Origin of the sequence: Streptomyces sp. NPDC006516 (assembly GCF_040611875.1) — a bacterium.
Classification (GTDB): Bacteria; Actinomycetota; Actinomycetes; order Streptomycetales; family Streptomycetaceae; genus Streptomyces.
In genome coordinates this window covers 145,460-171,232 of sequence record NZ_JBEXPD010000013.1, presented here as the reverse complement: position 1 = coordinate 171,232, position 25,773 = coordinate 145,460, and the positions used below count along the sequence as shown (strand labels likewise).

Below are 25,773 nucleotides of genomic sequence, written 5' to 3'. Positions count from 1 at the left end.
TCGTTCACCCGCGTCTCTTTCTCTGCCCTGCCGGACCCGGACTGTGCCCCGGGCCGGACCGGCGTTTCGCCTGCACTTCAGCCGCTTGCGCTTCAGCTCTGCCGAATCACCAGTCTGCCACCCTGCCGCCGCACCTCGACGCGGCCGGGCAGGTTGATGGCGCCCTGACCTCGCCAGCCGGTGATGAGCCGGTCGACTTCCTCGATGTGACGGGCGAAGAGGGAACCGGCCGGGGAGCCGGCGTCGATCACGGCGCGGCGCAGCACCCGGCGGCGTACCGCGGGCGGCAGGACGGAAAGCTTGGCGCACTCCAGCCGTCCGTCGTCGTCGCGGACCGAACCGGCGGCCTCGGCCGCCCAGGTGTCCAGGGCGTCGGCGTCGTCGCGGGAGAGCTGCGCCGTACGGGCGAGGGCCTCCACCACACCCTTGCCCAGCGCCTTCTCCAGGGCGGGCAGGCCTTCGTGACGCAGCCGGGAGCGGGTGTAGGCGGGATCGATGTTGTGGGGGTCGTCCCAGACGGGGATCGACTGGACCAGGCAGGCCTTGCGGGCGGTCTGCCGGTCGAGCTGGAGGAAGGGGCGGCGGTAGCGGCCGGCCGGGCCCGAGGCGGCGGCCATCCCGGAGAGTGAGCGGATCCCCGAACCCCGGGCGAGCCCGAGCAGGACGGTCTCGGCCTGGTCGTCGCGGGTGTGGCCCAGCAGGACGGCGGCGGCGCCGAGGCGCTCCGCGGCGGCGTCCAGGGCGGCGTAGCGGGCGTCACGTGCGGCGGCCTCCGGCCCACCGTCCCTTCCGACCTGGACGGCGACGGCCTCGACCGGGTCGAGCCGCATCTCGGCGAGCCGGGTGACGACCTCGTCGGCGCGGAGGCCGGAACCGGGCTGGAGGTTGTGGTCGACGGTGATTCCGCCGGCGCGGACGGGGAGCTTGCGCGACTCGAACGCGAGCGCTGAGGCGAGCGCCATGGAGTCGGCACCCCCGGAGCACGCGACGAGCACCAGCGGGGTGTCGGGACGTTCCGGAAGTCCGGAACGGCGGCCGCCCGCACCGGCTTCGGCCAACTCGGCGTGCCCGGCCTGTTCGGTGAGACGGCTGTGTTCGGTGACGACGTCGTGGAGTACGCGGCGGACCGCCAGGCGTATCGCCGCGACCGCAGGATGGGGACCCATGTCCGGTGCCCTTCGGGTGGAGTTCTGGGAGGGGTGCCTCGGGGCGCCGGGACGGAATCCCGTCACTCAGAGTGCGTCGATGGTGACAGAGCCAAGCTGTTCATCGAGCATTGCACGCCTTCCCATGCCCCTACGGTCCCTCGGATGGGTGATTGGAGGGGCAATCTTCTGCCACCGGACCGGCCATGATCACGAATCTGCCTTACGGTGCACCCGCGCCACCCAGTCCGCCGGCGCGGCGATCTCGGCCTTCGTCGGGAGGGTGTTGGGGGAGGTCCACACCCGGTTGAAGCCGTCCATGCCGACCTCGTCGACCACCGCCCGGACGAACTTCTCGCCGTCGCGGTACTGCCGGAGCTTGGCGTCGAGCCCCAGGAGCTTGCGCAGCGCCAGGTCCAGCCGACTGGCCCCGCGCGCCCTGCGCTGCTGGAACTTCTCCCGGATCTCGGCGACCGAGGCCACCACCTCGGGGCCCACCCCGTCCATCACGAAGTCCGCGTGCCCTTCGAGCAGGGACATCACGGCGGTGAGGCGGCCCAGGATCTCGCGCTGGGATGGCGTCTGGACGATCTCGACGAGGCTGCGTCCGCCGTCCTCGCCCTCCTCCCCTTCGGGGCGGCTGCCGCCGGTGAAGGTCTGCGCGGCCTCGCGGAGGCGTTCGAGGACGGTCATCGGGTCGACGTCGGTCTCGTCCAGGAAGGCCTGGATCTCGCCCTGGAGGTGGTCACGGAGCCAGGGGACCCCGGTGAACTGGGTGCGGTGGGTCTCCTCGTGGAGGGCCACCCAGAGCCTGAAGTCGTGCGGGTCGACCTCGAGTTCGCGTTCCACGTGGACGATGTTGGGAGCGACCAGCAGCAGCCGGCCGCCGCCCGCTGCCGCGCCGGGCAGCTCGCGCGTGACGGGGGCGAAGGTCTCGTACTGGCCGAGGACACGGGAGGAGAGGAACGACAGCAGCATGCCCAGTTCGACACCGGTCACCTTGCCGCCCACCGCGCCGAGCACGGCATTGCCCGGGCCGCTGCCCCGCCGGTCCTGCATCTTCCCCAGCAGCGGACGCAGCAGCTCGCGGAAGCCCGCGACGTTGGCCTTGATCCAGCCCGCCCGGTCGACGACCAGGACGGGGGTGTCCTCGGGTTCGTGCCCGTCCGGGATCATCCGGGTGAACGAACGGACGTGCTCCTCCGAGGCCTTGGCATGCCGCCGGAGCTCCGCGACGACGGCGCGGGCCTCCTCACGGCTGATCTCGGGACCCGGCCGCACGAACCGGGTCGCGGTCGCGACCGCGAGTTTCCAGTCGACCATCTCGGCACCACCGATGCTCGTCATGCGTCAACCGTACGTGAGGTGGTCGCCCCGTGGTGGGGTGTCAGGCGCTCATCCGGTCGCTTTGGTGAGGGTGGTGGCCAGGGCGTCGAGTGAGGCCTCCGCCTCGTCCGGGGACGTGGTGCCGGAGGCGAGGAAGGCGAAGGCGAGCAGCCGCCCCTTCGCGTCGACAGCGGTACCGGCGAGACTGTTCACCCCGGTGAGGGTGCCCGTCTTGGCCCTGATCAGGCCGGTTCCACGCGACGTGGCCGTGTAGCGGTCCCCGAGGGTCCCGCTGAAACCCGCCACCGGAAGGCCCGTGAGGACCGGACGGAGCTCGGGGTGGTCCGGGTCGGCCGCCAGGGCGAGCAGTCCGGCCAGCAGGGTCGCGGTCACCTTGTCGGCACGGTCGAGACCGCTGCCGTCGGCCAGCCGGGCGCCGGCGACCGGCAGGCCCAGCGCCTTGAGCCGCGCGGTGACCGCCCGGCGGGCTCCTTCGAAGGAGGCGGGCTCCCCCGCCTTCAGCGCGGTCTGCCGGGCCAGGGCCTCGGCGATGTCGTTGTCGCTGTTGGTCAGGGCGCGTTCCACGAGCGCGGAGAGCGGCGCGGACAGGTGCGTCGCAACCGTCCGGGCCCCGGCGGCGGTCCGCCCGGGTACGGGCTCGGACCGGGTCTCGACACCGGCCTCGTCCAGCATCTCCGCGAAGGTGCGCGCCGCGTCGCCCGCGGGGTCGTCGGTGCGGGGGGCCGGCCCCCGGCTGCTGCCGTCCAGGCGGCCCTCGTCGGTCATGAGCGCGCTGACTCGTGCGATGTTCTCGTTGGGGCCGATCGGGTGCAGGGCCGGGCCGGAGTAGCGCGACGTGTCGTACGTCAGCCGGACGGCCCCGGCACCGCCGTCGCGCAGGGAGCGCGCGGTGTCGGCGGCCAGGGAGCGAAGGGCCGCCTCGTCCAGGGTGGGGTCGCCGCCCCCGGCCAGGGTGAGCGTCCGGGAGTCCGGGGAGAGCCGGACCGTCGTGGCGATGCGGTGACCGGGCCCGAGCGCGGAGAGCGCGGCGGCGGCCGTGGCGATCTTCACCGTGGAGGCGGGGGTCATCGGGGTCGTCGCGCCTTCGGCGTACAACTGCTCGCCGCTGGCCACGTCGACGACCACCGCGGTGCGTACGGAACCAAGGGCAGGAGCGTCCAGCAACGGGGCGAGGGCGGCCGCCAGGGCGCTCTTCCCCGCCGCGGCCGAGAGTCCGGTGGTGTCGCCGAGAGCGGTCAGGACGGGGGGCGCGCTGGGGGCGGGCGCCGGCCCGTCCGGCGCCTCCCCTTGGTGATGTGCGCCACCTGCGCGCTCCCGGACGGTTGCCAGGTCCCGCTCGGCCTTACGCTGACCGGAGTCCCACGGACCGGCGGCCAGGACGGCACCGACGGCGACCACCAGGCCGAGCACGGCGGAGCCTGCGACGAGCCGGAGGTCCTGCGAGCCGCTCCCACGCTTCAGGTACGTCGGGGCTTTCCACCCGCCCCATCTGTTCAACGGTTCGTCCGTCGGTTTCTCCACCGGCTCGGCCACCGTTGACCAGCCCCTTTCGCGAGCACTCGTCTGCGTGAGGGACACTTAACCACCAGTCGTATGTGTTGATCATGGAGGAGCCACCCGTGGAGTTCGACGTCACCATCGAGATCCCGAAGGGTTCGCGGAACAAGTACGAGGTGGACCACGAGACCGGTCGGATCCGCCTGGACCGTCGACTCTTCACCTCGACCAGCTACCCGGCCGACTACGGCTTCGTCGAGAACACCCTCGGCGAGGACGGCGACCCGCTGGACGCGCTGGTCATCCTGGACGAGCCGACCTTCCCCGGCTGCCTCATCAAGTGCCGTGCCATCGGCATGTTCCGCATGACCGACGAGGCCGGCGGCGACGACAAGCTGCTGTGTGTCCCGGCGTCCGACCCCCGGGTGGAGCACCTGCGCGACATCCACCACGTCTCGGAGTTCGACCGCCTGGAGATCCAGCACTTCTTCGAGGTCTACAAGGACCTGGAGCCGGGCAAGTCCGTCGAGGGCGCCGACTGGGTCGGCCGCGCCGAGGCCGAGGCCGAGATCGAGGCCTCCTACAAGCGCCTCGAGGCGCAGGGCGGCTCGCACTGACGTGATCCTTCCGGTTCCGCTTACGGGCGGGACGGGGCGGCTCACGGCGCATGGGGCCGGCCGGCCCCGCTGACCGTACACACGGGCGGCGCACCTTCACCAGGTGTGCCGCCCGTTGTGCGTTGCCCCCCATGTCCGTGCCCATACTGGGCAGAAGCGCTCCCAGGACGGACGGGCGGTCGAGGAGGAACGAGGTCGAGTGGTGGCGGAACAGGGCGGTCCCGAGGACCAGAAGCCCCAGTCCGACGAGGCACGCAGCGCCTTCGTCCCGCCGGCGGGTGTGGAGCAGCCGCCGCCGGCCGAGGACGACCACCCCACCTCGGAATTCGCCCTCCCGGCCGGACTTCACACCGATCCGTCGACCTCATCCGGTTCCGGACCGGGTTCCGCTTCCGGGCCCGGTGGCGGTGGATCGGGGTCCGACACGCTCTCGTCCGCCTTCGTGCCGCCGAGCGGCTACCAGGCGCAGGCTCACCCTCCGGCCTTCACTCCCGCGCACGGCATCCCGATGGTCCGGCTGACCAAGGAAGCACCTTGGCAGGACCGGATGCGCACGATGCTCCGGATGCCCGTGTTCGAGCGCCCGGCACCCGAGATGGTGCAGAAGACGGACGATTCGGGCCCTGCCGTCCCCCGCGTGCTCGACCTGACGCTCCGTATCGGCGAGCTGCTGCTCGCGGGCGGTGAGGGCGCCGAGGACGTCGAGGCGGCCATGTTCGCGGTGTCGCGCTCCTACGGGCTCGACCGCTGCGAGCCGACGGTCACCTTCACGCTGCTGTCCATCTCCCACCAGCCGTCCCTGGTCGACGACCCGGTGACCGCCAGCCGCACGGTGCGCCGACGGGGTACCGACTACACCCGGCTGGCCGCGGTGTTCCGGCTGATCGACGACATCACGACGGCGGAACACGTCGAGGTCTCGCTGGAGGAGGCCTACCGGCGCCTGGCCGAGATCCGCCGTAACCGTCACCCGTACCCGGGCTGGGTGCTGACCGTCGCCGCGGGCCTCCTCGCGGGCTCGGCGTCGGTGCTGGTCGGCGGTGGTGTGCTGGTCTTCCTGGTGGCGGCGGCGGGCGCCATGCTCGGCGACCGGCTGGCCTGGCTGTGCGCCGGGCGCGGGCTGCCCGAGTTCTACCAGTTCACGGCCGCTGCCATGCCTCCGGCGGCGATGGGCATCGCGCTGACCCTCACCCATTCGACGGACATCCGGCCGTCGGCGGTGATCACCGGTGGGCTCTTCGCGCTACTGCCCGGGCGGGCCCTGGTCGCCGGGGTGCAGGACGGCCTGACCGGCTACTACATCACCGCGGGGGCCCGGCTCCTGGAGGTCATGTACTTCTTCATCGGCATCGTGGCGGGCGTGCTGCTGATGCTCTATCTGGGGGTCCAGCTCGGCGCGCAGCTGAACCCGGAAGCACGGTTCGTGCCGAACGACCGGCCGGTGATCCAGATCCTCGCCTCGATGCTCCTGACGCTGGCCTTCGCCGTCCTGCTCCAGCAGGAACGCTCGACCGTGCTCGCGGTGACCCTGAACGGGGGCGTGGCCTGGGTCATCTACGGGGCGATGGCCCGCACCGGAGGTATCTCACCGGTGGCGGCGACAGCGGTCGCGGCCGGGCTGGTGGGGCTGTTCGGCCAGCTGCTCTCGCGCTACCGCTACACCTCGTCGCTGCCGTACATCACGGCGGCGATCGGCCCGCTGCTGCCCGGCTCGGCGACGTACTTCGGGCTGCTCGGCGTGGCCCAGAACGAGGTGGACGCCGGGCTCGCCTCGCTCTTCACCGCGGTCGCCACGGCGCTGGCGATCGCCATCGGGGTCAATCTGGGGAGCGAGATCTCGCGGCTCTTCATGCGGGTGCCCGGCGCGGTCGAGGGCGCCTCCCGCCGGGCGGCCAAGCGGACCCGGGGCTTCTGACACACGAACGGCGCCCTGGTCCCCGCGCGGGGACCAGGGCGCCGTTCGTGTACGCGGTTCAGCGCCCGTTCTGCCAGCCGTACTGGCCCTGGTCGCCTTCCTGGCCTTGGCCCCGGCCGTACTGACCCTGCTGACCCTGCTGACCCTGCTGACCCTGCTGACCCTGCTGACCCTGCTGACCGGCGTCGTACCGGCCGTCGTGAGCCTCGTCGTACGGGGCAGCCTGGCCGTGGCCGTACTGCCCACCCTGGGCGCCGCCGTACTGGCCGCCCTGGGCGCCGCCGTACTGGCCGTTGCCGTACTGATCGCCCTGGTCGGCGTACTGCCCGCCGCCGTACTGCCCCGCCTGCGGTGCGCCGTACTGACCACCCTGGCCGCCGTAGTGGCCCCCCTGGTCGGCGTACTGCTGGCCGCCGTACTGGCCACCCTGGTCTGCGTACTGACCGCCGCCGTACTGGCCACCCTGCGCGCCGCCGTACTGGCCGTTCTGGGCGCCGCCGTACTGGCCCGCCTGGGCGCCGCCGTACTGGCCGTTGCCGTACTGATCGCCCTGGTCGGCGTACTGCCCGCCGCCGTACTGACCCGCCTGCGGTGCGCCGTACTGACCACCCTGGGCGCCGTACTGCTGGCCGCCGTACTGACCCGCCTGCGGTGCGCCGTACTGCTGAGCGCCGTACGAGGCCGCCGGGTCGTTGTCGTACGGGCCGGCCGCCGGGCCCTGGCCGGGGCCGGCCTGCGGGCTGCCGCCGGTGCCGGGGCCGCCGTCCGAGGGGCCGTGGTCGTCCTCGCCCTCCCGCGCCGCCGCTTCCTTCTTCGACTTGCTGCGGGCCCGCAGGAACTCGATCACGATCGGCACCACGGAGATGAGCACGATCAGGATGAGGATCATCTCGATGTTCTCGTGCACGAAGTCGATCTTGCCGAGGGCCGCCCCGAGGAGGGTCACCCCGACGCCCCAGAGCACGCCGCCGATGATGTTGAAGATGATGAAGGAGCGGTAGTTCATCCGGCTCACACCGGCGATGATCGGCGTGAAGGTCCGGACGATGGGCACGAAGCGCGCCAGGACCAGCGACTTCGGGCCGTACTTCTCGAAGAACTCGTGAGCCTTCTCGACGTTCTCCTGCTTGAAGAGACGGGAGTCCGGGCGCTTGAAGAGGGCCGGCCCCACCTTGCGGCCGAAGAGGTAACCCACCTGGTCGCCGATGATCGCCGCCAGCGCGACCAACAGGCAGACGAGCCACAGGGGGTACTTCAGATCGCCCGTGGTCACCAGGAGACCCGTGGTGAACAGCAGGGAGTCACCCGGCAGGAAGAAGCCGATGAGCAGCCCGGACTCGGCGAAGACGATGAGCAGGAGGCCGGGCAGCCCGAAGGTGTTGAGCAGGTAATCCGGGTCCAGCCAGCTCGGGCCGAGCGCAAGCGTATTCAAGGGTCCGGGCTCCAGGGTCGGTCGATGTGCGGCAGCTGCGTGGCCGCCCCAAGCTATCAACGCCGGGGAGGACGCCTGGGTTCCACTGGCGTAAGCAAGGATGCGCACGGAACGAACCGGGGCAAAGCTTTCCGCAGGAGGTGCCACACATGGGCATTGAGGACTACGGAGGCGGACAGACGCCCCGGGCGGACGTCCTGGTCGTCACCACGAACGACGTACCCGGCTATCAGGTGACACAGGTCATCGGTGAGGTGTTCGGGCTCACGGTTCGCTCCCGCCATCTCGGCAGCCAGATCGGGTCCGGGCTGAAGTCGATGATCGGCGGAGAGCTGAAAGGGCTGACCAAGACCCTCGTCGAGACCCGTAACCAGGCCATGGAGCGGCTCGTCGACCAGGCCAGGGCGCGCGGGGCCAACGCGGTCCTGATGATGCGGTTCGACGTGAGCGAGGCGGCCGACGTCGGCACCGAGGTGTGCGCCTACGGCACGGCAGCCGTGATCAGCAACTCCTGACCGGCCCGTCTTCCCTCCGGCCGGCTCGACCGGCCTTGTCACCGAGAGCTGAGACCGCACATGGCACTCCACAAGGGTTCACGCGACGCGGACGCGTCGTCCGACGAGCACCGCCGGCTGGCCCTCAATCCCTTCTTCGGGGAAGCCGACCCCACGGCGCCGATGATCGCCGCGCCCCCGACGCACCAGCTCCCGGAAGGGCCGCTGCCGCCGTCGACAGCCTACCGCCTCGTCCATGACGAGCTGATGCTCGACGGGAACTCCCGGCTCAACCTCGCGACCTTCGTCACGACCTGGATGGAGCCCCAGGCCGGCGTGCTGATGGCCGAGTGCCGGGACAAGAACATGATCGACAAGGACGAGTACCCGCGCACCGCTGAGCTGGAGCGGCGGTGCGTGTCGATGCTCGCCGATCTCTGGAACGCCCCCGATCCCTCGACCGCGGTGGGCTGCTCGACCACGGGGTCGAGCGAGGCCTGCATGCTGGCGGGCATGGCGCTCAAACGGCGCTGGACGGCCAGGAACGCCGACCGCTATCCGGGGAGCGCACGGCCCAACCTGGTGATGGGCGTCAACGTGCAGGTCTGCTGGGAGAAGTTCTGCACGTTCTGGGAGGTGGAGCCCCGCCAGGTGCCGATGGAAGGCGAGCGTTTCCATCTGGACCCGCAGGCGGCAGCCGAACTGTGCGACGAGAACACCATCGGCGTCGTCGGCATCCTGGGCTCGACCTTCGACGGCTCCTACGAGCCGATCGCGGAGCTGTGCGCCGCGCTGGACGACCTCCAGGAGCGCACGGGGCTCGACATCCCGGTCCATGTGGACGGGGCGTCCGGGGCGATGATCGCGCCCTTCCTCGACAGCGACCTGGTGTGGGACTTCCGGCTGCCCCGGGTGTCCTCGATCAACACCTCCGGCCACAAGTACGGCCTGGTCTACCCGGGTGTGGGCTGGGCGCTGTGGCGCACGCCGGCGGAACTGCCGGAGGAGCTGGTGTTCCGGGTCAACTACCTGGGCGGCGACATGCCGACCTTCGCTCTGAACTTCTCCCGGCCCGGCGCACAGGTGGTGGCGCAGTACTACACGTTCCTGCGTCTGGGCCGGGATGGTTACCGGGCCGTTCAGCAGGCGTCCCGGGACATCGCCATGCATCTGGCCCGGGAGTTCGAGGCCCTGGACGACTTCCGGCTGCTGAGCCGGGGCGACGAGCTTCCGGTGTTCGCCGTGACGACCAAGCCCGACGTACGGGCGTACGACGTCTTCGACGTGTCGCGGCGGCTGCGTGAGCGTGGCTGGCTGGTGCCCGCCTACACCTTCCCCGCCAACCGCCAGGACCTCGCGGTCCTGCGTGTGGTCTGCCGCAACGGCTTCTCGTCGGACCTCGCGGAGATGCTGCTGGACGATCTGCGGGGGCTCCTGCCGGAACTGCGTGGCCAGGCCCACCCGCTGAACAGGGACAAGGCGGCCCAGACGGCGTTCCACCACTGAGGCACCCCCGGCCGGAGGGCGTCCCCGGGGCCGGAGACGGGGGCGGCCGGCGTGGTCAGACGGCGTCCCCGGGGCCGGGGACCCCCGTCGCGCAGGGGTTCTCGTGGCCCTGGGTGAGCACGCCCACGAAGGGCTCGCCCTCACCGGCGAAGGTGTACGCGCCTGCCTCGATCCGTGCGATCAGGCCGCGGGTCCACTCGGCGCCCGCGTCCGCCGAGTGCACCCACATGTTCATGATCTCGCCGATGTGGCCGAGCGACGCCGGGCCTTCGGGCGGCGTGTAGTCGTCCGTGACCGAGGCACGCCAGCCCTCGATCGCGGCGATGCGCTCGCGCAGGAGCGCCACCGCCTCGGACCGTTCCAGGTCGACGATGAAGCCGATACCGGCCGAGAGGACGTCCACGCTCTGGTCGTACGAGGTCAACGAGGCCCGCAGCAGGGCGAAGAACTCTGCGGTGCCCTGCTCGGTGATCTCGTATTCCGTACGGGGCGGACCGCCTGCCGTCGACGGGGCGACCTCGTGGGCGACGAGCAGCTCCTGCTTCGCCATCTGCTTGAGCGCGTGGTAGATCGAACCGGGCTTCGCGCTGGACCACTCGTGGGCGCCCCAGAACTCCAGGTCGTTGCGCACCTGATAGCCGTGCGCACGGCCGTGCTGTCGCACGGCGCCCAGGACCAGGAGCCGGATCGCGGACATACCACCCACCCTTTGTGGTCAACTTCGACCAGGGTAGCCCGCCTCCTCCGCGACGAGGTCGAGCGCTTTCCTGCCGTCCAGGGACTCGCGGACGATGTCGGCGTGCCCCGCGTGCCGGGCGAGCTCCTCGACCAGATGGAGCAGCATCCAGCGCATGGAACAGCGCCCGTTCTCGGGGAACCAGGGGGCCGGGGGCAGCGGGAAGGTGTCGTCCATGCTCTCGACCTCGTGGAGCACGAATGCCTCCGTCTCGGCGGCGGCCTTCTCCCAGAACTCGAGCATCCGGGGCACCGTCTCCTCGCCGACCAGACGGAAGCCGTCGATCCAGGTCTCCTGGGTCCGCTGCTTCTCGTTCGGACGCTGCTGGGCCAGCCGCAGCCAGTTCAGTTCCATCTCGGCCCCGTGCTTGAGGAGTCCGGAGAGCGAGAGGTCGCTCACACCGGGCCGGCCTGCCGCCTGCTCCTCCGTGAGCCCCAGGACCGAGCGCCGGATCGCGCCGCGCTGCGCCTCGACGAATGCGAGGAGCGCTCCGCGCTCGTCTCCGGGAGCCTCTGCGGGAACGTGAGTGACCATGGTGTCCGCCTTCGTCCGTACGTGATCTGCGTCGGACGCCAACGTAGGGACCCAACAGGCCAGGTCCTGACCTGTATCGCGCGGAGCCGGCCCGAAAGGACGGATCAGAAGGGGAAGACCGTCCGGCCGTGCTGGACCGAGATCCACTTCCAGGTGGTGAACGCCTCCACGGCGGCCTCACCGTTCAGCCGTCCCATGCCGGACTGCTTCTCGCCGCCGAACGCCACCAGTGGATCGTCCTGCACGGTCCCGCCGTTGACGTGGAACATCCCGCCGGCGATCCGCCGGGCGAACCGCACCCCGCGCTCGGTGTCCGACGTGTGCACGGCTCCGCTCAGCCCGTAGGGGCTGTCGTTGACGATGCGTACGGCGTCGCTCTCGCCGTCGAACGGCATCAGCAGTGCCACGGGCCCGAAGATCTCCTGCTTCAGCAGCGGAGAGCCCTCCGGCAGGCCGGTCAGCACGGTCGGCTCGACGAGATTGCCGCGGGTGCGCCCCCGTACGAGCGCGGTGGCTCCCGCCGCGACGGCCCCGTCGACGAGCGCCGTGAGCGCCTCGGCCTGGAACTCGCTGATGACCGGGCCGATGCGGGTCTCCGGGTCGCGCGGATCACCCGCCCTCAGGGCGGCGACCTCGGCCGTGAAGCGCTCGGTGAACTCCGCCTCGACGGACCGGTCCACCAGGATACGGTTGGCCGCCATGCTGATCTGGCCCTGGAACAGGAAGCGGCTGTGGACGGCGGCCCGCACCGCGTGGTCGAGATCCGCGTCCTCCAGCACCACCAGTGCGCTGTTGCCGCTGAGTTCGAGGATGGTGCGCTTGAACATCCCGGCGGCTATCGCCGCGACATGACGGCCGACGCGGTCCGAGCCGGTGAACGAGATCACCTTCGGCACCGGGTGTTCCAGGAACGAGTCGCCGATCTCGGCACTGTCGGTGATCAGGACGTTGAGGAGTCCCGCGGGCAGGCCGGCGTCCTCGAAGATCCGGGCGACCAGTCCGCCGCCGGCTATCGGGGCGTTCTGATGGGGCTTCACCACGACCGCGTTGCCCAGCGCGAGGGCTGGGGCCACGGTCTTCATCGTCACCAGGAAGGGGAAGTTGAAGGCGCTGATGACCCCCACGACCCCGACGGGCAGACGGTAGACCCGGTTCTCCTTGCCGTCCGCGAGCGAGGGAAGCAGCCGGCCCATGACACCGAGCGCCTGGCCTGCCGCCTCACGCAGGAACTCCAGTGCCGCCCGCACCTCGTACTCGGCACGGAGACGGGTGCCGCCGAGTTCGTCGATGATCAGCTCGACGATTTCTTCCCTGCGGTCCTCGACGAGGCGTGCGGCCTTCTCCAGAACCGCACGCCGCTCGTAGGGGCTGACCGCAGCCCATTCCCGCTGTGCGCGTTCGGCCGCGCGGTAGGCGAGATCGACTTCGGCGGCGGTCGCCACGGTGATGGAACAGAGTTTTTCGCCGTTGTAGGGATTGAAATCGATGATGTCCCACGAACCACTGCCGGTCAGCCACTCACCGTCGATGTACTGGCGGGCCAGTTCACTGGGGAAGGACATTCAATCCCTTACTGCAGGCGCAGACTCCTGTGGACACTCATCTTACCGGCGAATCAAGTCAGTTGCAGGAGTCCCCGGAGAAGATCCCGGCTCTCCTCAGGCCCCGGACTGTCCTCGTGGAGCCGCACCATCGCCTTTTCGTACTGGGCGACTTCCTCTGCCTTGTCCAGATAGAGCGCACTTGTCAGCTGCTCCAGATAGACGATGTCCGACAGATCGGATTCAGGAAAACGCAGCATGGTGAATGCCCCGCTCTCACCGGCGTGGCCGCCGAAACTGAACGGCATCACCTGAAGAGTGATGTTCGGCTGCTCCGACATGTCGATCAGGTGCCGCAGTTGGGCCCGCATCACTTCACGCCCGCCGTAGGGGCGGCGCAGCGCCGCCTCGTCGAGTACGGCGTGGAAGCGGGGGGCCCGCTCGGAGACCAGCGCCTTCTGGCGGGCCAGACGCAGCGCGACCCTGCGGTCGATCTCCGCCGCCGGAGCACCGGGCATCCCGCGCGCCACCACCGCGTGGGCGTAGGCCTCCGTCTGCAACAACCCGTGCACGAACTGCACTTCGTAGATCCGGATGAGCGAGGCCGCTCCCTCCAGACCGATGTATGTCTGGAACCAGCCGGGCAGCACGTCGCCGTAGCTGTGCCACCAGCCCGCCACATTGGCCTCACGGGCCAGACCGAGGAGGGAGTCCCGCTCCGCCTCGTCCGTGACTCCGTACAGCGTGAGCAGGTCCTCGACGTCCCTGGCCTTGAAGCTCACCCGTCCCAACTCCATGCGGCTGATCTTCGATTCGGAGGCGCGGATGGAGTAGCCGGCCGCCTCACGGGTGATACCGCGCGATTCGCGCAGACGCCTGAGCTGTGAGCCCAGCAGGATGCGCCGCACCACAGAACCACTCGACTCGCCTGCCGACACTGGCTTCCGACCCTCCCCATCGCTTCCCGTACACCGGAGCTCCCCCGAACCCCGGAGGCGGATTCTGCCACCAAAACGCTTCAGCCCGTACTCATTCGATTACAGAAATGGCAAGACTTTCCGAAAGCTCCAAAACTATGAAGCGGAAGAAATGAGTCCGAACCGGCACGGTACCGGGCAGTTCCGGCGCGTGCACGTGCATCTGCCCTTGCATCTGCCGTACGCATTCGGAACCATGGTCCTCGCGCACCTGCGTGCTCGTTCGTGTTGTGCCGCTGTACCCGCAATGCCCGCTTCAAGCAGTGCCGCAAGCAGTGCCGCTACAGCCGCGAATCCCGGGAGTGCCTCGCATGGGGACGAATGGATCGACGATGCTCGAGCCGTTACGGCAGGGGCTTCCCCCCATCGACCCCTCGGCGGTCGCGGGCTCGGCCTCCTGCACGCTGCCGGCCCGGTTCGAAGCGGTGGGCGGGGCACGCAAGTTCACCCGCACGACACTCACCTCATGGGACCTGGGGGACCGGTTCGACGATGTCGCCCTGGTCGTGTCCGAGCTGGTCACCAACGCGCTGCGGCACGCCCTTCCGGCCGACGCGCCACGGGAGCGGCACGACTGTGCCGTGCGGCTGCACCTGATGCGCTGGACCTCGCGGCTGGTGTGCGCGGTGCGCGACCCCAGCGAGGAGAGCCCGGTCGCGGGCGAGGCCCCTGACTCGGCCGAGTCCGGCCGGGGGCTGTTCCTGGTCGAGTCGTTCAGCGACGGATGGGGCTGGTACCCCTCCCCTGTGCCCGCAGGCGACACGCCGCCCGACGGTGGGCTCGGCAAGGTGGTCTGGGCACTGTTCAGGCTGACGGACCACGCGTCGGCGGAGCGCCCCGTTCCGGCCGACGCTTTCTCCGACCGCCCGTAGGACGCCACATCCTGGACCGGTCGCGGGCGGTCAGCCGCCCGCGACCAGATGGTCGAACTCTCCGTCCTTGACGCCCAGCAGCAGCGCCTCTATCTCGGCCGGCGTATAGACGAGCGCGGGCCCGTCCGGGTGGCGCGAGTTCCGCATCGCCACATTTCCGCCGGGCAGTTTCGCGAACTCCACGCAGGACCCCTGGGAGTTGCTGTGTCTGCTCTTCTGCCAGACGACTCCGCGAAGCTCTGTGGCCGCCATGCCGTTGTACACGTCGTGCACAGGACGCTCCCCGAGTTGCAAGGTGCAAGTGTCAACTAGCTCGGATCATAGCTGTGTTCATATGCCAATGCATGAGCAGATGCACGTGCACGCGGGGTGCGCGCGCGATTACAGGTTTTCCCCCGATCCGCTCACCGTGTTCCCCGTTCCCACGCTTCCATGAGGAAGAGACGAAGCGCACGTCAATTTGGCTCCCGCACAACGGAGTTGTTCTTGAAACCGCTGATAGCTTGGCGCCGTCCTCGGGCCGTGAATCAGTAAGGGGGAACTCCACATGGACCACATGCACCGGCTTCCGCGCGGCGGGGTCCTGAGCGCTGCCGTGCTCGTCGCCGCGCTCACCCTCAGCGCCTGTGGCAGCGACGACGAGGACACGAGCGGCGTGACTCCGTCCGCCGGGTCCACTTCCGCGCGGAGCACGGCCCCCACCGACGACGGCGCCGCGACGGCGGAGGCGGCGGAGGCGCTGGAGGGCACCTGGACCGGGGGGACCAAGAGCGACCCCGTCGCCCTCTCGGTCACCTCGGGCAAGGCGGCACTCATCGCCGACCGGCACGTCTGCCAGGGCGAGGTGAAGCACACGGGCGAGGTGAAGCTCGCGCTGAAGTGCCTCGACGGGAACACCGACCGCACCTCGGGCACCGTCACATCGAACGACGGCAAGAAGCTCGTCGTCTCCTGGGGGGCCGGGGCCGAGGACACCTTGACCAGGGCCGCCGCGGCCACCCTCTCGCCGGGCCTCCCCACCCCCTGAGCTCCCTGCCCTACGTCGCCCGCCCGCTGCTGATCTCCAGCGACCGGGAGAAGTCCGCCAGGGCGTGCAGCAGCAGGGTGGCCCCGTTCCGCACGAAGGAGTCGGGGGACGGTTCCGTGCCGGTGTCCCAGGACGCCAGCACCTCCCGGACGGGCCCCCAGTCCGGGACGCGCCGTTCCCGTACCGCCTTCGCTCCCGCCTCGGTGACCTGCCGCAGTGCGTGTGCCAGGTCGGCCGCCTCGGGGACGGGGCCCGCGGACGCCGCCGGCAGATGGGCCTCCATGAGCATCGCCACCCTGCCGAACTGGGCGAGCGCGTCCTGCGCGTCGGACGCGACGGTCCGGGAGATGCCCCGGTGGCGTACGGGCTCGTGCTGGGCGTTCTCAAGTGCCTCCTGCCAGGCGACGCGCGCCTCCCTGGTGGTCAGCAGCGCGGTGCGTACGTCGGCGAGGCTCCGCGACGCGGGATCGGCGTACCGGTCGAGGACGGTGGCCGCGTACCGCCCGTCCGTGACCAGCCAGTTGGCGAGCCTGTCGCGCAGCCTGGGCGTCTCCCAGGCCGGGTAGAGGGCATACGCCGTCATCGCGAGCAGCCCTCCGATGAGGGTCAGCACGACGCGTTCCGGCACGGTCTGCGACCAGTCGTCGCCAGCCATGCCGAGCAGGAAGACGACATAGGCGGACACGCAGACCTGGCCGACGGCGTACCCGGTGCGCATCAGCAGGTACATCAGCCCGGCGCTGATGACGGCGAGCAGGGCGGAGAGCTCAGCCGTCGGGTGGAACGCCTGGACGATCCCGGTGGCGACGGCGACCCCGAGCACGGTGCCCAGGAAACGGGCCACGGACCGGGAGTACGTCTGGGTGAACTCCGGCCGCATCACCATGACCGCGGTCATCGGGGCCCAGTAGCCGTGGCCGAGCGGCAGGGCCGCCCCCATCAGGTAGCCCACCGCGGTCACCGCCGAGACCCGGATCGCGTGGCGCAGGATCGTCGATCCCCGGCGCAGTTCGCGGCGCATGGACCGGTACACGACGGGGATCAGCCGCAGCAGGGTGGGGCGGCGGCGGTGCGGGACGAGGGGCTCACCGGGGGTCCTGTCGTCCGTACCGGTGCCCTCGGCGATCTCGATGACGTCGGCGAGGAGCGAGGCCAGCCGGTCGGCCGCCCGGCGGGGCGGGCCGACGAGGATCACCTCGGTGTCGGGGGACTTGAGCACGGAGAGCGCCGTCTCGTCCAGCCGTACCGGGTCACCGTGGCGCACCGCCCGCGCGGCCGAGTCCAGGAGGGATCCGGCGGCGCCGAGAAGCTCCCGTGCCCAGTAGCGCTCGGGCCCCTCCGCCGGCACACCCAGGGCGGGGTCGGCCAGCGAGGCGAGGACCGGGCGCAGCCGCTCGGCGACCCCGCGTGCTCCGTGCAGGTCCGCGGGACGACGCCGGGCCTGACGGGGGGTGACGGCGGCGGCGTTGCGCGCGGTCATCAGCGGTACGGGGTCGAAGGGCGCGACCGGGTCGTTGCGCAGCCTGCGGGCGTAGTCGGCCTCGGCGGCCAGGGCGTCGGCGAGCGCGTCGCGCTGGGCGCCCCATCTCCGGACCGGGAAGAGCACGATCAGCGCCGCCTGGACCAGCCCGCCGACGGCCATCATCCCGGCGTGCGCGGCGGCGTCGGCGACCGAGGTGGGCAGAGTGATGGTGACCAGCATGATCGCGACGTTGGATCCGGCGATGATGCCGCCCGTGGGGCCCGCCGCCCAGGTCATTCCGGCGGCGAACGTCCAGAGGACCAGGAGGGCGAGGAACAGCAGGGTGTGGGACACGGTGACATAGCCGACGAACGTCGAGACGGCCAGGCTGGCACCGGAGACCAGGGCGAGGACGGGCCGGGGGCGCCAGCTGCGCTGGAAGGTGGCGATGGCGGCCTGGAACGCTCCGAAGGCGGAGCCGGCGGCGATCACCGGGCCGAAGAGCGCGAGGCTCACGCCGACCACGAGAGCCAGCCCGGCTGCTCCGCGCACCGCGATGAGCGGTTCGAGACTCCGCCGCTCGATCGTCAGCCCCGAGCGGGCGGTCTCCTTCAGCGCCCGGAGCCAGCTCATGAGCCGAGCCTAGCCGGATTCACCGACAAGTCCGACTTGTGCCGCACTGGCCGGAGGGGACCTTTCGCCGGACCGGCCTGGGGCTTTCGCCGGGGGCGGCCGGGCCTTCCGCCGGGAGCGGTCCGGCTTCTTCCGTGCCGACGCGGGAGGGCCTACGGGCGGATGCGCGGCTTTCCGCCGCCCATCCTGGCCCGGTCGGCCGCCTCCGTGCCGTGCGTCCAGCCCTCGGCGTCCGTCGCCCCGCGCAACCGGGTCGTGGTCGTCCGCGGGAACATCCGCTCGGCCGTGTCCGTCACCGCTACATCCCGGGCCGCCAGGACCGGCAGCAGGGCTCCGGCATCCCCCGCCCGCCCTCCGCCGCCGCTCTCCTCGCCCGCCTCCGCGGTGACGCGGGCGGTGTCCGCCGCGAGACGGCTGCCCAGCCGCTGCGCGTACGCCATCAGGAAGGACTGCCGGAATGTCTTCGTCCGCTTGCGCCCTCCGGCCCGCTGCCCGGCCTCCGCCTTCGTCATCGCGGCGGTGCCCTGCACCAGCAGGGAGGTGAAGAGCAGTTCCACGGCCTCCAGATCGGGCTCGAAACCCACGACCGTGGTGAAGCCGAGATCGCTGTTCCACACGGCGCGACAGCGGTTCGCCGAGGCGACGGAGTCGAGCAGCACCGCCTTCGCGCTCTCGTACGGGGCATCGACCCCGATCCGGACCGCGCCCGGCGTCCCGGCGCTGTGCGTACGGGCGGCGAGGAGTGCCTCGTCGATGCTGTGCCGGGCCATCAGCTCCTGGGCCTTGGTGGTCAGGGCCTCGGCCTCCTCCGGAAAACCGGTCGCCTCCGCCTTGGCGAGCAGCGCGCGGATCCTGGTGAGCATGCGGGGTTCGCCGGCCACCGGCGCCCGGTGCGGGGCGTCGGCGGCGGTGCCGGGGGGAGGCCCGACCGGCTCGATGACGGGGAGCCGCAACAACAGCCGGTACAGCTCCAGGAGCGCCGAGGCGTACGTGAAGCGGTCGGGCCGGTTGCGCGGTGCTGGGGCGGGCAGCCCTGCGAGCTGGTCCGCCCAGCGGGGCGGGAGCGTCGCGTACGCCCCGGTCTCGGCCGTGATCAGCGCGGAGACGAGCGCGGGCGCCGGCTCCTCCAGCTCGCGGCGGACAGCCCGTACGACGTCGGCCGGCTGCCAGCCGCGCGCCCAGGCCCGCCGGACGAACTCCTCACCCCGGCGGTGCAGCTCCTCGTCCGACAACGGATCCGCCGCCAGGAGGGAGGCACCGGTGTCCAGGCCCGCGTCGCCTTCCGAGTACAGCGCCGCGGCACACGCCCGGTCGATCACCGATTCCATCGGGCCAGGGTAGGCGGCGACCGGCCGGTCAGTGTTCCCCGGGGAGCAGGACGAGCTTGCCGCGCACGTGTCCTGCCTCGCTCAGTTCCTGTGCCCGGGCCGCCTCACGGAGCGCGAAGGTCCGCTCGACGGGGATCCGCAGCGCACCGACCGCGGCCTGTTCCGCGTACTCCGCGAGCCGTCTGCCCTCACCGGGACGGACTCCGCCGCCTGCGGAGAAAGCCACGCCGTAGTGGGCGGCGTCCGGGTCCGCGATGGTCGAGATCCGCTCGGCCGTACCGCCGCGCAGCCGCACCGAGTCCTCCAGCGCCCCCCGGCCGGCCGCGTCGAACACCGCGTCCACCCCCTGGGGCGCGGCCTCCCGGACCCGTTCCACCAGCCCTTCCCCGTACGCCACCGGCACCGCGCCGAGCACCCGCAGATAGTCGTGATTGGCCGGGGAGGCGGTGCCGATGACGGTCGCGCCCCGGGCCGTGGCCAGCTGCACGGCGGCGGAACCCACCGCTCCGGAGGCGCCGTGCAGCAGCAGCGTCTCGCCCTCGGCCACCGCCAGCTCGTCCAGCACCCGCGTGGCGGTCGCCGTGGCGACCGGCAGGGCGGCGGCCTCCGCCCAGCCCAGACCCTCCGGCTTCGGGGCGACGGCACCCACGTCGGCCAGGACGTACTCCGCGTACGCACCGGTCGTGCTCCGGCCGAGGACCTCGTCGCCGACCGCGAACTCCGTGACGCCCTCGCCGGTCTCGTCGACGACACCGGCGAACTCGCTGCCGGGTGTAGCGGGCAGCGGGGTGGGGAAAGCCGCCTCCATCCAACCGTTGCGGATCTTGTAGTCGACCGGGTTGACCCCGGCGGCCCTGACCGCCACCCGGATCTGGCCGGGGCCCGCGTGGACGTCGTCCACCTGGGCCGGGTGCAGCACGCCGGGGCCGCCGAACTCCTCGTACACGATCGCTTCCATCGCCGTCTCTCCTCCAGGCCGTCCTCGCGCGTGCCGGCACACCGTGCCGGGTGCTCCCCCACCGATACTCGCGGCAGTCGGACGCGGGCGCCCGGCGAGTCCGGGGCACTGTCAGTGCTGGGTGCAAGACTCGGCTCATGACCGAACGCTGGGCTCTGGCCACCGCCGAGGCCGGCGGCGCGCTCCTGGTGCCGCTGGCGCGCGACGGCCTGCCCGCGGGTCCCGTCCTGGCCGAACCGGACCTCGTGGAGTCCGTCCGCTCCCGTCCCGAGGTGGTCCGCTGGGTCTGGCGCTCCACGGCCGGGATCTATCCCCGGCTGCTCGCCGCGGGCGTCCGGGTCGAGAGGTGCTACGACATCGAGTGCGCCGAGCTGCTGCTGCTCGGCCACGAGGGGCGGCTCGGCGAGCCCCGCTCCGCCGCGGCGGCGTGGGCGCGGCTGCGCAACGCACCGGTGCCGCCCGATCCGCCGCCCCGCTCCGCCGAGCCCGGCTCCCAGTCGTCCCTCTTCGAGCCCCGCTCCGGCACCGACCTCCCGTTCGATGCGCTGCTCGAGGTGTACGCGGAGCAGCAGCGCCGCCACGACGCGGCGGAGCACCCCGGCAGGATGCGGCTGCTCACCGCCGCCGAATCGGCCGGCATGCTGGTCGCCGCCGAGATGAACAGAGCGGGCCTCCCCTGGCGGGCGGACGTACACCGCGAGGTGCTGGACGGCCTGCTCGGCGAGCGGTACGCGGGCGGGGGCGAGCCCCGCCGCCTCGCAGAGGCCGCGGACGAGGTGTCGGCGGCCTTCGGCAGACGGGTGCGGCCCGATCTGCCGGCGGATGTCGTCAAGGCGTTCGCACAGGCCGGGATCAGGGTGAAGTCGACACGGCAGTGGGAACTTCAGGAGCTCGACCACCCTGCGGTGGAGCCCCTCATCCGGTACAAGAAGCTGTACCGCGTCTGGACGGCGCACGGCTGGAGCTGGCTCCAGGACTGGGTGCGCGACGGCCGTTTCCGCCCCGAGTACCAGCCGGGCGGCACGGTCAGCGGGCGGTGGACCACCAACGGGGGCGGGGCCCTGCAGATCCCCAAGGTGATACGCCAGGCCGTCGTCGCCGACGAGGGCTGGCGACTGGTCGTGGCGGACGCCGATCAGATGGAGCCCCGTGTGCTGGCGGCGATCTCCCGCGACCGAGGGCTGATGGAGGTGGCCGGACACGAGGGCGACCTCTACAAGGCCCTGTCCGACCGGGCGTTCCACGGCGACCGCGATCACGCCAAACTGGCCCTGCTGGGCGCGATCTACGGCCAGACCTCGGGCGACGGCCTGAAGAATCTCGCGGCGCTGCGGCGCCGGTTCCCGCATGCCGTCGCCTACGTCGACGACGCGGCGAAGGCCGGCGAGGAGGGCCGTCTCGTCCGCACCTGGCTGGGCCGCACGAGCCCGCCCGCTGCCGGGGCCGAGGAGGGGGACGAGGCGGGCATCCCGCAGGAGAGCGAGGAGCCCGCGTCCGAGGGGAGCACCTACGGCTTCACACCGGGCTACGCCTCGTCGAACGCCCGGGCGCGGGGCCGGTTCACCCGCAATTTCGTGGTCCAGGGCAGCGCAGCGGACTGGGCCCTGCTGCTCCTGGCCGCGGTGCGGCAGACGCTGGCCGCCGGGGCGATGCGGGCGGAGCTGGTGTTCTTCCAGCACGACGAGGTGATCGTGCACTGTCCGGCCGAGGAAGCACCCGCCGTGGTGGAGGCGATCCGGGAGGCTGGGGAGCTGGCGGGACGGGTCGCGTTCGGCGAGACGCCGGTGCGGTTCCCGTTCAGCACGGCGGTCGTCGAGCGCTATTCGGACGCCAAGTAGCCCACCAGACCCCCGGACACCGAAAGCTTGCCCGCACACCAGGACGCCGAGGTCAGGGAGCCGTGCCCGGCGCGCCCCGAGGCGTACCCTGCCCCGGCGGCAGGCCGCTATAGGCTCCGGCCATGGCGACGCACGAGCACGAGATCACCGAGCCTGTCGACCTCTGCCTGCCCGACGGCACCCTGAACCCGGCAGCGGTCGGCTGGTCCAGGAAACCGCTGCACCGTGCCAATCTGCGCGGCTGGGGGCGGACCAAGCGGTGGGAGTACTGGTGCGTGACCACGCCCACCCATCTGGTCGCGCTGACCGTGAGCGACCTCGACTTCCTCGCCCTGAACTCGGTCTACACCTTCGAATACGGGCCTGGCGGGCGCGAGTTCGAGTGTTCCTCGCTGGTCCCGGCCGCCCGGGGGGTCAGCCTTCCGGACACCATCGCCGGGGCGCCCGGCTCCGAGGACGTGGTGGTCGGCCCCGCCCGGCCGACGGGCGGCAAGGTGCGCGTGGAGATCCGCGACGAGAACGCCGGCACCAGACTGCGGGCCCGCTGCCTCACCCCGGAGCGCCTGCCGTTGGAGGTCGACATCCTCGTGGCGCGGCCGGAACACCACGAGTCGCTCTCCGTGGTCGTGCCCTGGAGCGGTCAGCGCTTCCAGTACACCTCCAAGCACACGGCGCTCCCCGCGACCGGCCGGGTACGGATCGACCGCGAGATCCTGACGTTCGGCGGGGACGGGAACGACGCCTGGGCCGTCCTGGACCACGGCAGGGGGCGCTGGCCGCGCACCGTCGACTGGAACTGGGGCGCCGCTTCCGGCCGTACGGACGGACACACGGTCGGCCTCCAGTTCGGCGGGCGCTGGACCGAGGGCACCGGGGCCACGGAGAACGCCCTCTGCGTCGACGGCCGGCTCACCAAGATCGGTGAGGAACTGGACTGGCAGTGGTCCACCTCCGACCTGCTGGCGCCCTGGACCGTCCGCGCGCCCTCGTCCGGCCAGGTGGATCTGGCGTTCACCCCGTTCCACAAACGGTCCGTGCACACCGACGCCGGGCTGATCGCCAACCGCACCGACCAGTGCTTCGGCCACTACAGCGGCCGGATCCGTACGGACGACGGCACCGAGATCGCCGTGGACCAGCTGCTGGGCTGGGCCGAAGACGTCCACATGCGCTGGTGACTCCCCCGCGGGCAACCGCGCGGGTAGGTTTCCCCCCATGCATATAGGCCCACTCCTGGGCTCGGGCCGCACCGCCGACGTGTACGCACTCGACGGCCCCTGGGTCCTGCGCCGCTACCGCGACGGCATCGACAGCACGGGTGAACTGGCAGTCATGTCGTACCTCTCGGCCTCGGGCTACCCGGTTCCGCGCCTCGGCCCTCCGGCCGAGGCGGCGCGGCCCACGGACCTCGTGCTGCAGCGGCTGACCGGACCGACACTGGCGGACGCCCTGCTGGCGGGCACGGTCACCGGCGCCGAGGGTGCGGACCTGCTCGCGCGGCTGCTGAGGGAGCTGCACGCGATACCCCCACGGCTCTCCCAGGACCCGGAGGACCGGATCCTGCACCTGGATCTGCACCCGGAGAACGTGATCCTGGCCCAGGAGGGCGCCATGGTGATCGACTGGCTGACGACTTCCGAGGGGCCACCCGCGCTGGACCGGGCCATGTCCGCGCTGATCCTGGCCCAGGTGGCACTCGACCCGTCATCGGCCGCCGGGAGCCCGGCCCGGGAACTGCTGGCGGCTCTGCTCTCCCGGTTCGCCGACGACGGCGGTGTACCGGCGGTGTCCCTGGCCCGTGCCACCGCCCTGCGCGCGGCGGACCCCCGGCTCACGGCGGGGGAGACCGCCGTGCTGGAGGACGCGGCCTCGCTGGTCAGAGCGCTCGCGGGCTGACCGCGCCGATCACCGTCGGGGCCAGGTCACTTCCGCAGGTAGGCCAGCACCGCGAGGACCCGCCGGTTCGTCGCGTCCGTCAGGGAGAGGTCGAGTTTGGTGAGGATGGAGCCGAAGTGCTTGCTCACCGTGCCCTCGCTGACCGTCAGCGCCTCGGCGACGGAGGCGTTGGACCGGCCCTCCGCCATCAGGGCCAGGACCTCCCGCTCACGAGCGGTGAGCCGGGACAGCGGATCGCGACGGTGCCTCAGGAGCTGGCGCACCACCTCGGGGTCGACGACCGTACCCCCCTCGGCGACCCGCTGGAGCGCGTCGACGAACTCCTCCACCTTGCCGACGCGTTCCTTCAGCAGATAGCCCACCCCCGTCCCGTCGCAGGAGTCGAGCAGCTCCTCGGCGTACGCCCGCTGGACGTACTGACTGAGCACCAGGACGGGCAGCCGGGGCCGGACTTCGCGCAGAGCGACGGCGGCCCGCAGGCCCTCGTCGGAGAAGCCCGGTGGCATCCGGACGTCCGTCACCACGATGTCCGGGACGTGTTCCGCCACGGCGGCGGTGAGCTCCTCGGCGGTGCCGGTCGCGGCCACCACCTGGTGGCCGAACCTCTCCAGCAGACCGACGAGGCCCTCTCGCAGGAGCACGCTGTCCTCGGCCAGCACGATGCGCAGCATCCAACCCTCATTCGGCCAGGCGGGCGGGGACCCGTGGTACGTCGAGCCGGAACACGGTCGGTCCCCCGGGCGGGCTGGACAGTAGCAGCCGCCCGTCCACCACGGAGAGCCGGTCGGCGACGCCCTGGAGTCCGGTGCCCCCGGCCGTGGCGGCGCCGCCGTCCCCGTCGTCCCGTACTTCGACGGTCAGCCTCCCCGCCTCGGCGCCGCCCGTCACCCACACCCGGGTCGCCCCGCTGTGCTTGGCCACATTGGCGAGCGCCTCACAGACGGCGAAGTAGACGGCGGTCTCCACAGGCTGTGGAAGCCGCTCGGGGAGGTCGAGATCGACCTCCACGGGTACGGCCGAGCGGTCGGCCATGTCCTCGACCGCCGCCGCCAGGCCCCGGTCGGTGAGCACCTGGGGATGGATGCCCCTGATCAGCTCCCTGATCTCCACCAGCGCCTCCCCCGCCTCCTCGTGCGCCTTGGCCAGCAGGCCGCCCAGCGGCTCGGCCGGATCCTCCAGCCTGGCCAGCCCGAGCGTCATCGAGAGGGCGACGAGCCGCTGCTGCGCCCCGTCGTGCAGGTCGCGTTCGATCCTGCGGCGCTCCGCCTCGAAGGCGTCCACCAGCCGCTTACGGGAACCGCTCAACTCCTCGATCCGGGCGTCGAGTCCGCCCGCGTCCGCCGACAGCAGCGCCCTGGTCAACGCGGCGCGCGCCACCGCCGCCCATCCCAGCGGGTAGGCGGACAACGGCAGCAGCACCAGCCCGAGCAGCGCGGCGGCGAACGCCTGCGGATACGAATCGGCCAGACCGAGCTTCAGCACCCGCACCTCGTCACCACCGGTCACCGCGGCCATGACCAGAGGCGTCGCCAACAACCCTCCGCAGACGGCGAGTACACCGCCGACGAGCAGCCCTTCGAGCGGCCACAGCACCCCGGCGAACAGCAGCGCGTAGCCGAACTCCCGCCAGGTGGCCTGCTCCCGGAGCCGGGTCCGCAACCACGCCGTCAGCCCTGGTCCTTCCGGGGCCCTGTGCGGGTCCCCGAGAGGCACCGGGTCGAGCAGGCGCAGCCGGCGCCGCTCCACGGCCGCCACCGGGACACCGATCAGGGCGAGCACCAACAGGAGGGGCAGGCCGACGAGTACGAGGGTGAGCGCGCCGCCCGCCACCGCCAGCAGCAGGACGGTCACGAGCAGGGCCAGGCCGGCCGGGACGCTGCTCAGCAGATACAGCGCCGCGCGCCACGGCCAGCCGCCGAGCGGATAGCGGCGGTGGACGAGGGCCTGCCGCAGGGTGTGGGAGCTCATGTGCCGCACGGTAGACAGCCCGGACGTGGGTCCACCACCCGGCGGGCGGG

At 71.6% G+C, this 25,773-nt stretch carries 23 protein-coding genes; 9 read left to right on the top strand and 14 right to left on the bottom strand.

Annotated elements, in window-relative coordinates; all coding sequences use genetic code 11:
- Positions 1-92: 92 nt before the first annotated feature.
- The 3 genes from tilS to dacB all read right to left on the bottom strand — a co-directional run bounded on the left by tilS (position 93) and on the right by dacB (position 4,025).
- Positions 93-1,166: a tRNA lysidine(34) synthetase TilS gene (gene tilS / locus ABZY45_RS28660; protein ID WP_356744440.1), complete on the bottom strand. Its 1,074-nt coding sequence runs from the start codon at positions 1,164-1,166 to the stop codon at positions 93-95.
- Positions 1,167-1,355: 189 nt separating this feature from the next.
- Positions 1,356-2,492 carry a zinc-dependent metalloprotease gene (locus ABZY45_RS28655; protein ID WP_356744438.1) on the bottom strand — a complete coding sequence of 379 codons (1,137 nt, stop codon included), beginning with the start codon at positions 2,490-2,492 and terminating at the stop codon, positions 1,356-1,358.
- A 48-nt stretch (positions 2,493-2,540) separates the two neighbouring features.
- Complete coding sequence (gene dacB / locus ABZY45_RS28650) at positions 2,541-4,025, bottom strand: D-alanyl-D-alanine carboxypeptidase/D-alanyl-D-alanine-endopeptidase (RefSeq protein ID WP_356744436.1); 1,485 nt, start codon at positions 4,023-4,025, stop codon at positions 2,541-2,543.
- 86 nt (positions 4,026-4,111) lie between these two features.
- On the opposite strand from dacB, the gene ABZY45_RS28645 reads away from it, so the two are divergent.
- Together ABZY45_RS28645 and ABZY45_RS28640 are read left to right on the top strand one after the other, a co-directional pair.
- Positions 4,112-4,606 (top strand): inorganic diphosphatase, encoded by a 495-nt coding sequence (locus ABZY45_RS28645; protein ID WP_145809691.1) that lies wholly within the window; start codon positions 4,112-4,114, stop codon positions 4,604-4,606.
- A gap of 199 nt (positions 4,607-4,805) precedes the next feature.
- Positions 4,806-6,521 carry a threonine/serine exporter family protein gene (locus ABZY45_RS28640; RefSeq protein WP_356744434.1) on the top strand — a complete coding sequence of 572 codons (1,716 nt, stop codon included), beginning with the start codon at positions 4,806-4,808 and terminating at the stop codon, positions 6,519-6,521.
- Positions 6,522-6,579: 58 nt separating this feature from the next.
- On the opposite strand, the gene ABZY45_RS28635 is transcribed toward ABZY45_RS28640, so the two are convergent.
- On the bottom strand, positions 6,580-7,953 hold the full coding sequence (locus ABZY45_RS28635) for a DedA family protein (RefSeq protein ID WP_356744432.1): 1,374 nt from the start codon (positions 7,951-7,953) through the stop codon (positions 6,580-6,582).
- 149 nt (positions 7,954-8,102) lie between these two features.
- On the opposite strand from ABZY45_RS28635, the gene ABZY45_RS28630 reads away from it, so the two are divergent.
- Together ABZY45_RS28630 and ABZY45_RS28625 are read left to right on the top strand one after the other, a co-directional pair.
- Positions 8,103-8,468 (top strand): YbjQ family protein, encoded by a 366-nt coding sequence (locus ABZY45_RS28630; RefSeq protein WP_356744430.1) that lies wholly within the window; start codon positions 8,103-8,105, stop codon positions 8,466-8,468.
- Between the two features lie 60 nt (positions 8,469-8,528).
- Positions 8,529-9,953 carry a glutamate decarboxylase gene (locus ABZY45_RS28625; protein ID WP_356744428.1) on the top strand — a complete coding sequence of 475 codons (1,425 nt, stop codon included), beginning with the start codon at positions 8,529-8,531 and terminating at the stop codon, positions 9,951-9,953.
- A gap of 55 nt (positions 9,954-10,008) precedes the next feature.
- On the opposite strand, the gene ABZY45_RS28620 is transcribed toward ABZY45_RS28625, so the two are convergent.
- From ABZY45_RS28620 to ABZY45_RS28605, 4 genes are all read right to left on the bottom strand, one after another.
- Positions 10,009-10,650 (bottom strand): PadR family transcriptional regulator, encoded by a 642-nt coding sequence (locus tag ABZY45_RS28620; protein WP_356744426.1) that lies wholly within the window; start codon positions 10,648-10,650, stop codon positions 10,009-10,011.
- An 18-nt stretch (positions 10,651-10,668) separates the two neighbouring features.
- On the bottom strand, positions 10,669-11,223 hold the full coding sequence (locus tag ABZY45_RS28615) for a DinB family protein (protein WP_356744424.1): 555 nt from the start codon (positions 11,221-11,223) through the stop codon (positions 10,669-10,671).
- Positions 11,224-11,327: 104 nt separating this feature from the next.
- Entirely contained in the window at positions 11,328-12,785 is a 1,458-nt protein-coding gene (locus tag ABZY45_RS28610) for an aldehyde dehydrogenase family protein (protein ID WP_356744422.1), read from the bottom strand.
- A 53-nt stretch (positions 12,786-12,838) separates the two neighbouring features.
- Positions 12,839-13,702, bottom strand: coding sequence for a helix-turn-helix transcriptional regulator (locus ABZY45_RS28605; RefSeq protein WP_356744420.1), 864 nt, complete (start codon positions 13,700-13,702; stop codon positions 12,839-12,841).
- 371 nt (positions 13,703-14,073) lie between these two features.
- On the opposite strand from ABZY45_RS28605, the gene ABZY45_RS28600 reads away from it, so the two are divergent.
- On the top strand, positions 14,074-14,613 hold the full coding sequence (locus ABZY45_RS28600) for an ATP-binding protein (protein ID WP_356744418.1): 540 nt from the start codon (positions 14,074-14,076) through the stop codon (positions 14,611-14,613).
- Positions 14,614-14,643: 30 nt separating this feature from the next.
- Here the strand turns inward: ABZY45_RS28600 and ABZY45_RS28595 are convergent, their stop codons facing one another.
- Complete coding sequence (locus ABZY45_RS28595; protein ID WP_356744416.1) at positions 14,644-14,886, bottom strand: DUF397 domain-containing protein; 243 nt, start codon at positions 14,884-14,886, stop codon at positions 14,644-14,646.
- A 274-nt stretch (positions 14,887-15,160) separates the two neighbouring features.
- Here ABZY45_RS28595 and ABZY45_RS28590 point away from each other — a divergent pair, with 274 nt between their 5' ends.
- Positions 15,161-15,640: a hypothetical protein gene (locus ABZY45_RS28590; protein WP_356744414.1), complete on the top strand. Its 480-nt coding sequence runs from the start codon at positions 15,161-15,163 to the stop codon at positions 15,638-15,640.
- Between the two features lie 10 nt (positions 15,641-15,650).
- Here the strand turns inward: ABZY45_RS28590 and ABZY45_RS28585 are convergent, their stop codons facing one another.
- The 3 genes from ABZY45_RS28585 to ABZY45_RS28575 all read right to left on the bottom strand — a co-directional run bounded on the left by ABZY45_RS28585 (position 15,651) and on the right by ABZY45_RS28575 (position 20,021).
- Positions 15,651-17,735 carry an FUSC family protein gene (locus ABZY45_RS28585; RefSeq protein ID WP_356744412.1) on the bottom strand — a complete coding sequence of 695 codons (2,085 nt, stop codon included), beginning with the start codon at positions 17,733-17,735 and terminating at the stop codon, positions 15,651-15,653.
- Positions 17,736-17,887: 152 nt separating this feature from the next.
- Positions 17,888-19,063, bottom strand: a complete 1,176-nt coding sequence (locus ABZY45_RS28580) for a DUF2786 domain-containing protein (protein WP_356744410.1) — start codon at positions 19,061-19,063, stop codon at positions 17,888-17,890.
- Between the two features lie 28 nt (positions 19,064-19,091).
- Entirely contained in the window at positions 19,092-20,021 is a 930-nt protein-coding gene (locus tag ABZY45_RS28575) for an NADP-dependent oxidoreductase (protein ID WP_356744408.1), read from the bottom strand.
- A gap of 137 nt (positions 20,022-20,158) precedes the next feature.
- Here ABZY45_RS28575 and ABZY45_RS28570 point away from each other — a divergent pair, with 137 nt between their 5' ends.
- From ABZY45_RS28570 to ABZY45_RS28560, 3 genes are all read left to right on the top strand, one after another.
- A complete protein-coding gene (locus ABZY45_RS28570) occupies positions 20,159-21,859 on the top strand; it encodes a bifunctional 3'-5' exonuclease/DNA polymerase (RefSeq protein WP_356744406.1) in 1,701 nt (566 codons plus the stop codon).
- A 122-nt stretch (positions 21,860-21,981) separates the two neighbouring features.
- Complete coding sequence (locus tag ABZY45_RS28565; protein ID WP_356744404.1) at positions 21,982-23,037, top strand: DUF2804 domain-containing protein; 1,056 nt, start codon at positions 21,982-21,984, stop codon at positions 23,035-23,037.
- A gap of 37 nt (positions 23,038-23,074) precedes the next feature.
- Positions 23,075-23,755, top strand: coding sequence for a phosphotransferase (locus ABZY45_RS28560; protein ID WP_356744402.1), 681 nt, complete (start codon positions 23,075-23,077; stop codon positions 23,753-23,755).
- 26 nt (positions 23,756-23,781) lie between these two features.
- Here the strand turns inward: ABZY45_RS28560 and ABZY45_RS28555 are convergent, their stop codons facing one another.
- Both ABZY45_RS28555 and ABZY45_RS28550 read right to left on the bottom strand, forming a co-directional pair.
- The gene (locus tag ABZY45_RS28555) at positions 23,782-24,426 is read right to left on the bottom strand and encodes a response regulator transcription factor (RefSeq protein ID WP_356744400.1); all 645 of its coding nucleotides are present in this window, start codon (positions 24,424-24,426) and stop codon (positions 23,782-23,784) included.
- A gap of 7 nt (positions 24,427-24,433) precedes the next feature.
- Positions 24,434-25,723, bottom strand: a complete 1,290-nt coding sequence (locus tag ABZY45_RS28550; protein WP_356744398.1) for a sensor domain-containing protein — start codon at positions 25,721-25,723, stop codon at positions 24,434-24,436.
- Between the last annotated feature and the right edge of the window lie 50 nt (positions 25,724-25,773).